12 protein-coding genes are annotated in these 13,822 nt (G+C 56.9%); 10 read left to right on the forward strand and 2 right to left on the reverse strand.

The features are described from left to right. The first annotated feature begins 22 nt into the window (after window positions 1–22). The 10 genes from GS636_RS06130 to GS636_RS06175 all read left to right on the forward strand — a co-directional run bounded on the left by GS636_RS06130 (window position 23) and on the right by GS636_RS06175 (window position 10,880). Entirely contained in the window at window positions 23–1,171 is a 1,149-nt protein-coding gene (locus GS636_RS06130) for an SPFH domain-containing protein (protein ID WP_171668804.1), read from the forward strand. Between the two features lie 46 nt (window positions 1,172–1,217). Beyond that, a complete protein-coding gene (locus GS636_RS06135) occupies window positions 1,218–2,324 on the forward strand; it encodes a TFIIB-type zinc finger domain-containing protein (RefSeq protein ID WP_171668805.1) in 1,107 nt (368 codons plus the stop codon). Between the two features lie 76 nt (window positions 2,325–2,400). Further along, window positions 2,401–3,069 carry a nitroreductase family protein gene (locus GS636_RS06140; RefSeq protein ID WP_171668806.1) on the forward strand — a complete coding sequence of 223 codons (669 nt, stop codon included), beginning with the start codon at window positions 2,401–2,403 and terminating at the stop codon, window positions 3,067–3,069. Between the two features lie 42 nt (window positions 3,070–3,111). Then, window positions 3,112–3,549: a D-aminoacyl-tRNA deacylase gene (dtd, locus tag GS636_RS06145; protein WP_171185148.1), complete on the forward strand. Its 438-nt coding sequence runs from the start codon at window positions 3,112–3,114 to the stop codon at window positions 3,547–3,549. After that, complete coding sequence (locus GS636_RS06150; protein ID WP_171668807.1) at window positions 3,549–4,652, forward strand: glycerate kinase; 1,104 nt, start codon at window positions 3,549–3,551, stop codon at window positions 4,650–4,652. The genes dtd and GS636_RS06150 overlap by 1 nt, the downstream gene beginning before the upstream one ends. A gap of 235 nt (window positions 4,653–4,887) precedes the next feature. Beyond that, window positions 4,888–6,474, forward strand: a complete 1,587-nt coding sequence (locus tag GS636_RS06155; protein WP_171092551.1) for an ABC transporter substrate-binding protein — start codon at window positions 4,888–4,890, stop codon at window positions 6,472–6,474. A 15-nt stretch (window positions 6,475–6,489) separates the two neighbouring features. Then, complete coding sequence (locus tag GS636_RS06160) at window positions 6,490–7,446, forward strand: ABC transporter permease (protein ID WP_171092552.1); 957 nt, start codon at window positions 6,490–6,492, stop codon at window positions 7,444–7,446. Beyond that, the gene (locus tag GS636_RS06165) at window positions 7,443–8,258 is read left to right on the forward strand and encodes an ABC transporter permease (protein WP_171092554.1); all 816 of its coding nucleotides are present in this window, start codon (window positions 7,443–7,445) and stop codon (window positions 8,256–8,258) included. Before GS636_RS06160 ends, GS636_RS06165 begins: the two co-directional genes overlap by 4 nt. Next, window positions 8,255–9,892 carry an ABC transporter ATP-binding protein gene (locus tag GS636_RS06170; RefSeq protein ID WP_171092556.1) on the forward strand — a complete coding sequence of 546 codons (1,638 nt, stop codon included), beginning with the start codon at window positions 8,255–8,257 and terminating at the stop codon, window positions 9,890–9,892. Before GS636_RS06165 ends, GS636_RS06170 begins: the two co-directional genes overlap by 4 nt. Before the next feature lie 151 nt (window positions 9,893–10,043). Continuing rightward, window positions 10,044–10,880, forward strand: a complete 837-nt coding sequence (locus GS636_RS06175; protein WP_171668808.1) for an alkaline phosphatase family protein — start codon at window positions 10,044–10,046, stop codon at window positions 10,878–10,880. A gap of 30 nt (window positions 10,881–10,910) precedes the next feature. On the opposite strand, the gene GS636_RS06180 is transcribed toward GS636_RS06175, so the two are convergent. Together GS636_RS06180 and GS636_RS06185 are read right to left on the reverse strand one after the other, a co-directional pair. After that, window positions 10,911–11,834 (reverse strand): alpha/beta hydrolase, encoded by a 924-nt coding sequence (locus GS636_RS06180; RefSeq protein WP_171668809.1) that lies wholly within the window; start codon window positions 11,832–11,834, stop codon window positions 10,911–10,913. Between the two features lie 12 nt (window positions 11,835–11,846). After that, window positions 11,847–13,736, reverse strand: coding sequence for an acyl-CoA synthetase (locus GS636_RS06185; protein WP_171185157.1), 1,890 nt, complete (start codon window positions 13,734–13,736; stop codon window positions 11,847–11,849). Between the last annotated feature and the right edge of the window lie 86 nt (window positions 13,737–13,822).

The following is a 13,822-nucleotide window of genomic DNA, read 5'->3' on the forward strand; positions in this document are numbered from 1 at the left end:
CCCCAAGGACAGGAGAACCCAAATGGGAATTTTCGATTTTCTGACCGGAGAATTCATTGACGTTATCCATTGGGTGGATGACACCCGTGATACGATGGTCTGGCGGTTTGAGCGTGAGGGGCACGAGATCAAGTACGGTGCCAAACTGACCGTGCGCGAAGGTCAGGCAGCGGTGTTCGTGCATGAAGGGCAATTGGCCGACGTGTTTACGCCGGGTCTCTATATGCTTGAGACCAACAACATGCCGATCATGACCACCCTTCAGCATTGGGATCACGGCTTTCAGTCGCCGTTCAAATCCGAGATCTATTTCGTCAACACAACTCGGTTCAACGACCTGAAATGGGGCACCAAAAACCCGATCATGCTGCGCGATCCCGAGTTTGGGCCAACCCGTATTCGGGCCTATGGCACCTACACGGTGCGTGTAAAGGACCCAGCCAAGTTCCTTGTCGAAATCGTCGGGACAGATGGCGAATTCACAATGGATGAAATCAGCTTTCAGGTGCGCAATATCATCGTGCAGGAGTTCAGCCGCGTCATCTCGGGCTCAGGCATTCCGGTGCTGGACATGGCCGCAAACACCGCCGATTTGGGCAAACTCATCGCAGCCGAGGTGACACCCGTTCTGGACAGCTATGGGCTGGAAATGCCGGAGTTTTACATTGAAAACATCTCGCTGCCGCCTGCGGTCGAGGCAGCGCTGGATAAGCGGACATCGATGGGGTTGGCGGGCGATCTGGGTAAGTTCACACAGTATTCCGCTGCAGAGGCAATGACGGCTGCGGCCAATAATCCGGGTCAAGGCGGCGGCATGGGGGCTGGTCTTGGCATGGGTATGGGCATGGCGATGGCACAGCAAATGTCGAACATGGCAGCGAGCCAGCCGAGCGGCCCGTGGGGATCGCCCGCCCCCGCTGCCCCGCAACCGGTAGCACATGCGGCACCGCCTCCTCCGCCACCTGTCGAACATGTGTGGCATATCGCTGTGGATGGTCAGACAAGTGGGCCGTTTTCCAAAGCCAAGATGGGACGCATGGCCAGCGAAGGCGAACTGACACGTGACACATATGTCTGGACCGCAGGACAAGACGGTTGGAAAAAGGCAGGCGACGTGCAGGAACTTGCGCAGTTGTTCACAATCCTGCCGCCTCCTCCGCCTGGAACGTGAACAAACACGGTCTTCCTTCCTATTCATCATGACCACCGGGTAATTCATGACACAAGTCACCGCCCCTGACCCGACCGAACACCGTTTCCCCTGCGACCAGTGTGGCGCTGACTACCGGTTCAACCCTGGTGATGGTACCTTAACCTGTGATCATTGCGGGCATTCCGAGCCGATCAGTGCCGGGCCGTGGGGCGGTGCAAGTCTGCGAGAGCTGGACTTTGACGCCGCCATCGCTGACCGCCTGCCGGACAGTGAGATCGAGGAAACCCGCGTTCTGTCCTGCCCAAACTGTGCCGCGCAGGTGGAGTTCGACCCAAACACCCATGCAGCAGAATGCCCGTTTTGCGCCACGCCGGTCGTGACAGATACCGGGATCAACCGGCATATCAAACCAAAAGGCGTATTGCCTTTTGCATTCGACGAACGATCAGCCCACAAGGCGATGGGCGATTGGTTGGGGCGACTGTGGTTCGCACCAAACGGGTTGAAGGAATATGCACGCAAAGGGCGCAAGATGCAGGGTATTTACGTGCCCTATTGGACCTTCGACGCCGACACCAAGTCTTCGTATCGCGGCGAACGCGGCACTGTCTATTATGAAACCCGCACCGTAATGCGAGACGGCAAGCGGGTTCAGCAACAAGTGCCAAAGGTACGCTGGACCCCCAAGTCCGGCCGCGTCGCGCGGTTTTTTGACGACGTGTTGGTGCTGGCGTCTAAGTCGCTTCCAAAACGCTACACCGACGCGCTGGAGCCCTGGGATCTGCCCGCGCTGGAGCCTTATCAGCCCGAATACCTGGCCGGTTTCCGTGCTGAAGCCTACAGCGTTGAACTGCGGGAAGGGTACGCCGAAGCCCGCGCCCATATGGCGCGCGTGATCGAGCGGGATGTTCGATTTGACATCGGCGGGGACCGTCAGCGCATTCATGCCGTAGATACAGATGTGCGTGATGTCACGTTCAAGCATATCCTTCTGCCGGTTTGGATGGCCGCCTATAAATACCGCGGCCAGACCTACCGATTTGTGGTCAATGGCAGAACCGGGCGGGTTCAAGGCGAACGTCCTTGGTCAGCGATCAAAATCACCATCGCTGTTGTACTAGGTTTGTTGGTGGCTGCGGGTGTCGGGTATTTGGCGGCCACAGGGAAATAGTCGGACCTGCGGACAGGCTTGTGCATCGGGCAAAGCCCGGTCATGTTCAGCGCGGAAACAAAGGGATGGGTCTGCCGTGTCGTTAGCTGAACTGAATACTCTGCTGAATGGCCGCTATTCCTGCCGGGCGTTTCTGCCTGAGCCAGTCCCCCGTGCACAGATTCAACAGATCCTAGCAAGCGCATCCCAAGTCCCTAGCTGGTGCAATGCACAACCCTGGCAGTTGGTGATCACCAGCGCAGATGAAACAGATGCTTTCCGTAAAGCGATGATAGCGGAGGCTGTCAGCGGAACCCCAGCACCGGATCTGCCGTTTCCAACCTCCTACTCCGGCGTGTACCAGGATCGCCGCCGCGCCTGTGGTTGGGCGTTGTACGAAGCTGTTGGGGTGGAACGCGGGGACCGCGCCGGGTCGGCGCAGCAAATGATGCAGAACTTTGCCCTGTTCGGCGCACCGCATTGCGCCATCCTTTCAAGCCCGGCCGAGCTTGGCCCCTATGGCGCGATGGATTGCGGTGGTTTTGTCACGGCCTTCGCGCTGGCAGCCCAAGCGTTGGGGATCGCGACCATACCACAAGCCGCATTGGCTACTTACGGTCCATTCTTGCATCGCTATTTTCAGATCCCCGAAGACCGCTTGATCCTGTGCGCGATTTCTTTTGGCTATGCGGCCCCTGATCATCCTGCAAATAGCTTTCGCACAGAACGCGCCGCACCGAGTGACTTTGTGGAATGGCGGGATTAAACAATCCCAGAGGTTGGCTTTTGCATAACAAGGAGGAATCCCTTGCGCGCAGTATTGCAGAGGGTATCGCATGCCAAAGTGTCGGTCGATGGCACTGTCACAGGATCATGTGGACAGGGGTTGATGATTCTAGTTTGCGCCATGCAGGGCGATGGCAACGAGCAGGCCAAGAAGCTTGCCGAAAAGGCGGCCAAGATTCGTATCTTCAAAGATGATGCGGGGAAAATGAACCGCTCACTTCGGGATATTGGCGGATCGGCTTTGGTGATCAGCCAGTTTACACTCGCCGCCGATACAAAAAGCGGCAACCGGCCGGGGTTTTCAACCGCAGCCCCGCCGGATCAGGGTGAACGCCTGTATATAGAATTTGCAAATCACCTTTCCGCACAAGGTATTGCGGTGGAAACGGGGCAGTTTGGGGCTGATATGGCGGTCGAACTTGTAAACGACGGCCCTGTTACGATCTGGATTGAGAATTGATGGATATCACAAAGCAAGCCGTTTCGTTTTGGCAGGCCGGAGTTGATGCGGTCGATGGGTACGCTGCCACCAAGGCCGCACTGCCGGGTGTTCCCAAGCCCGATCGGATTCTCGCGGTCGGCAAACCCGCTGCCGCGATGGCACGTGCGGCGCTGGCTCAGTTTGGTCCGATCCCCACTCTTGTGGTCACCAAAGACGAACACGGTCGCGATCTTCCCGAGTCGGTCGAGGTGATCGAGGCCTCTCATCCGGTGCCGGATGACCGCAGCCTTGCGGGTGGGCGCGCGCTCCGCGTTGCGATGGAGCAGATGCCGCCGGGCTCTCATGTCCTTCTGTTGGTTTCAGGCGGCGCGTCCTCGTTGGCCGAGGATCTTCTGACCGGCACATCTTTACGCGATCTGGAGGCGTTGAACCGCAGACTGCTGTCTGAGGGAATGGACATTCGGGCGATGAACGCCGAGCGGCGCAAGCTGTCACGCATCAAGGGCGGCGGCTTGCTGTCTCATTTCAAAGGCGCACAGGCGACTGTTCTGGCGATTTCAGACGTGCCCGGCGACGATCTCAATGTCATTGGCTCGGGCATTGGAGCTTTGCCAGATGACTACAGCTTCACTGCGACGACACAGATCGTGGCGTCAAACGCACATGCCCGAAATGCGGCTGCCTTAGCAGCAAGCGAAGCGGGTCAAACGGTTCTGGCCAATGACGAAGCGCTGCACGATGACTATCTGCGAGTGGCGGCAAAGCTTGGATCGATGCTACGCGGCATGGACAAGGGTGTGATGATCTTTGGCGGTGAACCGACCGTGGTTCTACCCGGTCACCCAGGGCGCGGTGGGCGAAATCAGGCACTGGCGCTTGCATTGGCCAAAGAGATCTCAGGTCAAACGAACCTGACGGTTGTTGTTGGTGGTACAGATGGCACGGACGGCCCAACAAACGCAGCCGGAGGGATCGTGACTGGCGCAACTTGGGTGGACGCAGCCGAAACCTACCTTCAAAACGCTGACAGCGGTACTTTTCTGGATTCAGCGGGTGCGCTTTTGGTGACAGGACCAACCGGGACCAACGTAATGGATCTAATTGTCGCAATACGCGTATGATTTGACGCATTTTCCTACACTTTGTTCCATCAAGAACCGAAAATGAAAGAATATGCAGACGGTTTCTCAATATACAGATCACGAAGGCGGCGTTCGTGACGTCATCGTGAAGACCATCGTTTTCGGTGCACGCGCGAAATATCCTTGCTCGGTTGTCTGAAATGCGCCAACTTTGACTCATGCGTCAATAAAAAGTCCGCAAAGGGCTAAAACCACTCAATAGGGAGAATACTCAATGAACGAACAAATCACGCACATGGCCGGCCAGGTCACCGCCGGGAAGATGACCCGCCGCGAATTTATGGGGAAAGCTGCGGCTTTAGGCGTCTCGGCAGCGATGGCCAGCACGATGTTTGCGGATGCCGCGCGGGCGGCAGGGCCCAAAAAAGGCGGGGACCTGAAGTTTGGCCTGCAAGGTGGCGAATCAACTAACTCGCTTGACCCGGCGACCTATGCAAGCTCAGTTCCCTTCCAGAACGGCAAACAATTCGGCGATCAGTTGGTTGAAGTGGCACCCGATGGCACCATCGAGCCACGCCTGGCAGAAAGCGTAGAAGGTAGCGCAGACGCCAAAGTATGGACATTTAAGCTGCGTCAAGGCGTTGAGTTCCACAACGGAAAAACGATGACCAGCGAAGACGTGCTTAAAACGATGCAGCGTCACTCGAACGAAGACTCGAAATCTGGTGCGCTTGGCATCATGAAAGGTATCGAGTCCATGAAAGCTGACGGGGACAACTTCCAAGTCACGCTGACTGAGCCAAACGCTGATCTGCCCTATCTGATGGCCGACTATCATTTGATCGTTCAGCCTGACGGAGGGATGGAGAATCCTGGCGCAGGCATCGGAACCGGACCTTATAAGGTAGAAGTGGATGAACCCGGTGTACGCCATCTTTACACAAAGTTCGAAAACCACTGGAACTCGGATTTCGGAAATTTCGACAGTGTAGAAGTGATCGTGATCAACGATGCTACGGCCCGTACGGCCGCGCTTCAATCTGGACAAGTTCACGCAATCAACCGGGTCGAACCGAAAGTGGCCGACCTTTTGGGACGCGCGCCAAACCTGACAGTGCACTCGACCGCAGGTCGCGGACACTATGTCTTCATCATGCACATTGACACTGCACCGTTCGACAGCAACGAACTGCGCCTCGCTCTGAAACACGCCATCAACCGAGAGGATCTGGTTGAGAAAGTGCTTCGAGGCTATGGTTCGATCGGGAACGACATGCCGATCAACGCGGCTTACCCGCTGTTTGATGAGACTATTCCGCAGCGCGAATTCAGCGTTGAAAAGGCCGCTGAGCATTATCAAAAGTCGGGCCATGACGGTTCGCCAATTATTCTGCGTGTGGCAGATGGCGCCTTCCCTGGTGCGGTAGATGCAGCGGCCCTGTTCCAACAGTCTGCAGCAGAAGCTGGAATTCCGCTTGAGATCAAGCGTGAGCCAAATGATGGCTACTGGTCGGAAGTCTGGAATGTTCAGCCATTCTGCGCGTCCTACTGGGGTGGCCGTCCGGTTCAGGATCAAATGTATGCGACTGCCTATCTGTCGACTGCGGACTGGAACGACACGCGGTTCAAGGTCCCGGCCTTCGACGACTTGCTGTTTGCCGCACGTGCTGAACTTGACCCTGAAAAGCGCAAAGGTATCTACAGCCAGATGGGCATGATGGTCCGCGATGAAGGCGGTCTGATCTGTCCGATGTTCAACGACTTTGTTGAGGGCATCAGCAACCAGTTGGACGGTTGGGAAACCGACCCGACACAAGAGCTGATGAACGGCAATATGTCCCGCAAAATGTGGTTCGTCTGATCCGGGCTACTGTATATGCATCCCATCATCAAACTGGTGTTCCAGCGCTTAGCGCTGGGACTCTTGCTTCTCTTCGGTGCATCGGCTCTGATATTCGGCCTCACTGAAGCCCTTCCCGGGGACGCGGCGCAAGCCGTCCTTGGCCAATCCGCAACCCCCGAAGCGCTGGCAAACCTGCGCGAAGAAATGGGCCTAAACCGGCCAGCCCTGACCCGCTATTTTGAATGGTTGGGTGGCATTGTGCAGGGTGATCTGGGCCAATCACTGACAAACAAGCTCGACATCGCTGAATCCGTTGGCAGCCGTCTGGGCAACACGCTGTTTCTGGCGTTCTGGGCCGCTATTATTTCGGTTCCACTGGCAATCTTCCTGGGCCTTCTGGCGGTCCGCTACCGCAACCGCTGGCCCGACAAGATGATTTCGGCGGTCACACTGACCACGATCTCTATCCCCGAATTCCTGATCGGTTATGTGCTGGTCTACTTCGTTGCCGTCAAACTGGGCTTCTTCTCGCCGCTTGCAATGATCAACGACAGCATGACCCTTGGGCAAAAGCTGAACTCTATCGCTTTGCCTGTCATCGTGCTGACTCTGGTGGTTTTGGCGCACATGATGCGTATGACCCGCGCTGCAATCTTGAACGTGATGCAGTCGGCCTATGTCGAGACGGCAGAGCTTAAGGGCCTGAGCAACTTTCAGGTGATCTACCGCCACGCATTCCCGAATGCCATCGCACCGATTGTAAACGTGGTCATGCTGAACCTGGCCTACCTTGTTGTTGGCGTCGTCGTGGTCGAGGTCGTCTTCGTCTATCCCGGCATGGGGCAATATCTGGTGGATCACGTGACCAAGCGTGACGTGCCCGTTGTCCTGGCATGCGGTGTAATCTTTGCCGCGATCTATATCGGTTTGAACATGATTGCAGACATCGTCTCGATCCTTGCCAACCCAAGGTTGAGGCATCCGAAATGAAGAACATTCCTATCTCTGCAATGATCGGTCTTGGCTTTACCGGCCTGTACTTCTTTGTTGCCATCTTTGCCCCCCTGCTGGCCCCTTATGGCATGGCCGAGGTCGTCGGCGATGTGTGGGAGCCGTCAAGCTCGCAATTCTGGCTGGGCACGGACAACATTGGCCGCGACCTTCTCAGCCGCATGATCTATGGCGGGCGCACGACGATCTTCATCGCCACGGCAGCAACGATCCTCAGCTTTGTGACCGGCTCGGTCCTTGGTTTTCTGGCGGCCGTTATGGGCGGCTGGGTCGATCAGGTCATGTCACGCACAGTCGATCTGATCATGTCGATTCCATCGCTGATCTTCGCATTGGTGGTTCTGGCCATGGTTCCGGTCACCATCCCTGTTCTGATCGTTGTCATGGGCCTGCTGGATGCCACGCGCGTCTATCGTCTGGCGCGCGCTGTTGCGGTGGACATCGCCGTAATGGATTACGTCGAAGCCTCGCGCCTGCGGGGTGAAGGCCAGATCTGGGTGATCTTCCGGGAAATCCTGCCCAATGCTCTGTCGCCGCTGGTGGCTGAACTGGGTCTGCGTTTCATCTTCATGGTCCTGTTTGTCTCGACCCTGTCCTTCCTGGGTCTGGGCGTTCAGCCGCCGCTGGCGGACTGGGGCGGCATCGTGAAGGAAAACAAGGACGGCATCGTCTACGGTATCGGTGCGGCGCTGTATCCCGCTGTCGCCATCGCGACGCTGGCGATTTCGGTCAACCTGGTGGCTGACTGGGTCCTGAACCGCACCACATCACTGAAAGGAGGCCGGGGATGAGCGATCCACTTCTCAAGGTCCGCGACCTCAAGATCGGCGCAACCGTGTATCCACCGGGTGAAAAACCTCATGACATCGAGATCGTGCACGGGGTCAGCTTTGATCTCGAGCGCGGCAAGGTGCTGGGCCTGATCGGGGAATCCGGCGCCGGGAAATCCACCATCGGTCTGGCCTCAATGGCTTATGGCCGGGGTGGTGTGAAGATCACCGGTGGTGAGGTTTGGGTCAATGGGCGTGATATCCTGAAAACCTCGCACGGGGATATCCGCAAGCTGCGCGGTGGCGAAGTCACGTATGTGTCTCAGTCCGCCGCGGCGTCCTTCAACCCGGCCAAGAAGATCATGGATCAGGTGGTCGAGGCTGCGGTCGAACAGAAAAAGTTCAGCCGCAAAGAGGCCGAAGGCCGGGCGCGTGAACTGTTCGCCAAGCTGGGTCTGCCCGACCCGGACAATATCGGCGACCGGTACCCGCATCAGGTTTCGGGTGGACAGTTGCAGCGCTGCATGACGGCTCTGGCCTTGTGCCCCGAGCCTGATCTTGTGGTCTTCGATGAACCCACTACGGCGTTGGATGTGACTACCCAGATCGATGTTCTGATGGCAATCAAAGAAGCCATCGCGGACACCGGGGTTGCTGCACTTTACATCACCCATGACTTGGCAGTTGTGGCGCAGGTAAGCGATGACATCATGGTTCTGCGCATGGGCAATACGGTCGAGTACGGCAACACCGATCAGATCATCAACAATCCGCAGGAGGAATACACGCAGGCGCTGGTCTCGGTTCGCTCAATTGAGCATGAAGAGAAGCAACCGACACCAGAACCGGTGCTCAGCGTTGACGGTATCACCGCGCGTTACAAGGGGTTGAACTTCGACGTGTTGCACAACGTCAATGTCGAGCTTCATCCGGGGCAGACACTGGCCGTTGTGGGCGAATCCGGCTCGGGTAAATCGACGCTGGCGCGGGTCATCACCGGGTTGTTGCCCCCTCGTGATGGTGAAATCACCTTTGCCGGGCGCAAACTATCGCCAGACCTCAAAGGCCGAACCCGCGAAGACCTGCGCGAATTGCAGATGATCTACCAGATGGCCGACGTGGCGATGAACCCGCGTCAGACCGTTGGAACCATCATCGGCCGCCCGCTGGAATTCTACTTCAACATGCGGGGTGCGGAAAAGCGCAAGCGGGTCATCGAACTGCTGGATGAAATCGAGTTGGGCGAAAAGTTCATCGACCGCTATCCAGCCGAGCTGTCCGGTGGTCAGAAACAGCGTGTCTGCATCGCCCGGTCACTGGCGGCAAAGCCGAAGATGATCATCTGTGATGAGGTAACGTCTGCGCTCGACCCTCTGGTGGCGGATGGCATTCTCAAGCTGCTGCTGGACCTGCAAAAGATCGAGAACGTGGCCTATCTGTTCATCACCCACGATCTGGCGACGGTCCGCGCGATCAGCGACAGCATCGCGGTGATGTATCAGGGGCGCGTGGTGCGCTACGGGCCGAAATCGCAGGTGCTGAGCCCGCCGTTTGACGACTATACCGACCTTCTGCTCAGCTCGGTGCCCGAAATGCATCTGGGTTGGCTGGAAGAGGTTGTCGCCCATCGCAAGATGGAGAGCGCTGGGAACTGATCCACGCTTGTGACAGTTCCATGAAATCTGAAAATCCCGGCGCTTTGTCAGATGACAGGTGTCGGGATTTTGCTATTGGGGGCGTGAACAGTCGCGTTTAGGGCCGCGAATCTCCTAGGCTCGACTGAAGAATTTACTGAAAGGCTCGGGCATGGACCGCAAACTTCTGCTCATCATTCTGGACGGCGTCCCCTATCGCAATTTTCGACGTTTGTTTGGCAATCTGGAAGGCTGGGTCGACAGTGGCGACGCACGGGTTTGGAAGTTGCGGGCCGTGCTGCCTTCGACGTCGGCCAGCTGCTATGCGTCAATCCACACAGGTGTGACACCGCAGGAACATGGCTGCACCGGCAACGGCAACGTCTTTCGTTTGAGCCACAAGGATGTGTTCAGTCAGGTTCGCGAAGGTGGCGGCGTAACCGGAGCAGTAACGCATAGCTACTGGTCCCAGTTCTTCAACCGCCACCCGTTCGACTATGTCCGTGATATCGAATATGACGAGCCCGAAAGCCAGACGATCAACCATGGTCGTTTCCACAGCATGACGGGATATGGCAAAGACAATCAGATGACGCCATCCGACGTGGACCTGTATGGGACACTTACCAATCTGTGCCTGCGCTTCGGGCTGGACTATGGCATCCTGCACACCTGCACGCTGGACAGTATGGGCCACCGTTTCTTCCACGATTGCGAAGAAATGGATCATGCTTGCTTTGTCGCTGACGAGATGCTGGCCCCTTTTATACCCCGCTGGCGTCAGCTGGGATATGATGTGATCGTAACCGCCGATCACGGGCAGGACGAGCGCGGCCATCACGGTGGTCGTGGCCCGTTGCAACAGGAAACAGCACTGTATTACTTCGGCGATGCAGAAGGACCTGACGCAGAGACCGTCATCAATCAATTGCAATTGGCGCCGACAATCCTGAGCCGAATGGGCGCCCCCATTGCAGAGACGATGAAAGGCGAAGTGTTCCTGCGATAAGGCGAACGCGTCTTTGCACTAAGATAATTCTTAGTCGTAAGACCAGATCCCTTGCCCCAAGGCTTCGACAGCGACAGAGATACGTTCGAAGCTTTCCGCAGCGCGTTTTACCGAGGTCCGTGCCCTCAGATAGCCGTGCACAAGGCCAGGCTCGTTGATCCAATGGGCCTGGCCCCCTGCTGCGGTAATTCGCTGACAGTAGTTCAGACCGTCATCACGCAACGGGTCACAATCGGCCGTCACAACCACAGTTGGGGGCAGGTTCGAAAAGTCGCTGTCCTGCAAGGGCGCGTAGGTCGGGTCGTTCTGCGGCTGATCACCTGAACATCGGACGGTCTCATAGAACTTGATATCGTCCAATGTCAGCAATGGCGCATGGGCGTGTTCAAGATATGAACCCTGACTACGGTCGCCACCAAGCCCCGGATAGATCAGCACTTGCCCTAAGATGCCGTCCAATCGCCCACGCGCGTGATGGGCAACGGCAGCGGAAAGGTTCCCACCAGCACTGTCTCCGGCCAGGATCAGCGGGTCACCATATTCACGCGCCGCCCAATTCACCGCCGTCCAACAATCCTCGAACTGCGCGGGATGCACGTGTTCCGGGCACAGCCGGTAGTCAACCGAAACGACACGATACCCTGTCTGGGCGCACAGTTCGGCGCAGACATCGTCGTGGCTGTCCAACCCACCCACAACGAACCCACCGCCATGGAAATAGACGATGGTTCGCGTGGGTTGCCCGGCGGTGTAGATACGGACCGGAACGCCATCAGCCGCCTGATCCTGTGTTTCTACACCCGCAGGGCAAGGTTGTCGGAAATCCTGACACATGGTGTCATAGACGCGACGCTGATCCTGAATTGAAAGATCAACCGCATCATCGGGATAGCTTTCAGCCGTGCGACGTATGAACGCCCAGGTTTCCTCGTCAATCAGGCGTTCATAGTCCATTGTCCCTCCGGCTTACTCAGACCACTCCCATGGCTGGGTAAATGCGCCCAGCACTTTTGAGACATCGTCTTCCGAAGATCCGTTCGCGTCAAGCTGCGCGACAAGACCGCGCTTTTTGTCGTCGATCACTGAAACAACACGTGCCGAAACATCAGCTGCCTCAAGCGCACCATTATAGATACGTGTGATGGCCTGCTTGCGCAGATCGGGCTTAAAGACCTTACCAACCGCAGTTTTCGGCAGTTCGTCCAGAATGGTCATATGCTTGGGCTGCGCCGCACGTTCATGTACATGAACCTTGCAGTAGTCCATAAGCTCTTTTTCCGTGACCGACGCCCCGTCGACCAGTTCGACAAACGCACATGGCACTTCACCGGAATGCGCGTCTGGTTGACCGATGGCACCTGCAAACGCGACAGCTTCATGTCCCAATAGCGCTTCTTCGATCTCGGCTGGGTCGATGTTATGGCCACCGCGAATGATCAGATCCTTGGCGCGACCCGTGATCCACAGATAGCCGTCTTCGTCAAACCGCCCCAGATCACCCGTGCGCAAATACTTGTCGTAATAGTAAAGATCGACATTCTTGTCGGCCTCGGTATAGGTGTTGCCCGCATAGACACCGGGGTTCGAGATACAGATTTCTCCGATTTGATCCGTACCGCATTCGACCGGTCCATCCGGCCCGCTTTGCAGGATTTTTACATCCGTATAGGGGAACGGAATACCGATCGATCCGATCTTTTTCTCACCATCCACAGGATTGCACGACACCAGACACGTGGCCTCGGTCAGGCCATAGCCTTCAACGATCTTCACACCCGTGGCTTCTTCAAAGCGACGGAACAACTCAACCGGCAGCGGGGCCGAGCCAGAGAAGGCCGTTTTCACGCTTGAGATATCGGCATCGACCGGGCGCTGCATTTTGGCCGAAATAGCGGTGGGTACGGTGATGATAAAGCTCACCTTCCAGCGTTCGATCAGCTTCCAGAAATTGTCGAAAACGCCGTCTCCGCGATACCCGGCCGGTGTCGGGAAGATTACATGTGCGCCCGAGGACACGGCCGCCATCATAATCACGTGCACCGCAAAGACGTGGAACATGGGAAGCGGGCACATGATGACGTCGTTTTCGTCAAACAACAGCGTGTGACCCAGCCAGCCGTTATAGACGAGGCCGGAATACTTGTGCTGCGCCACTTTTGGCATACCCGTCGTACCACCCGTATGGAAGTAACAGGCAACGCGGTCTTCCTTGCTGTCTTCAAACGTCAGCGTGGTCGGCTGCTTGGCCAGCTCTTTATTAAAGTTTTTGTAGTTCGCATGGGCCAGTTTTTCCTTGTCACCCATCTTTGGGCGCAGGAACGGCACCAGCCAGGATTTGGGTGGCGTAAGATAACGATTCAGGTCGATTTCCAAAATGGTGTTGACCTTGGGGGCGTGACGCACAGCCTCTTCCACCTTCTGGGCCACATCCGTTTTTGGGAACGATTTCAGCGTCACCACAACCTTGGCGCCGGTCTCGCGAAGGATGGCCGCGATCTGTTCCGGCTCAAGCAGCGGATTGATCGGGTTCACGATCCCGGCTACCGCTCCGCCCATCATCGTGATCAGCGTCTCGTTACAGTTTGGCAGCACATAGGCCACTACATCTTTTTCGCCAACGCCCAGCGAACGGAACAGGTTCGCCGCCTGGTTAACCTTGCCCTGCAGTTGCGACCAGGTCAGGGTCTCGGCCTTGTCGGTTGGCCCCGAGAACAGTTGAAAACTGATGGCATTGTGGTTGGGAAACTTCTCTGCCGTGCGCGACAAGAGCTGATGGAAGGTGACGGGTAAATCCCGATCCTCCCACGGCATTTCCTGTTCCATGCGCGTTTTGTCTTCCAATCCCACAAAAGCCATGTGGTTCCTCCCGTATGATCTCCCGCATTTCGCGCGGGCTTGTTGTTCGCCTCCAAGATGGGATCAAAACCGACCACGCGCAAGCG

Origin of the sequence: Ruegeria sp. HKCCD4884 (assembly GCF_013110855.1) — a bacterium.
GTDB lineage: Bacteria > Pseudomonadota > Alphaproteobacteria > Rhodobacterales > Rhodobacteraceae > Ruegeria.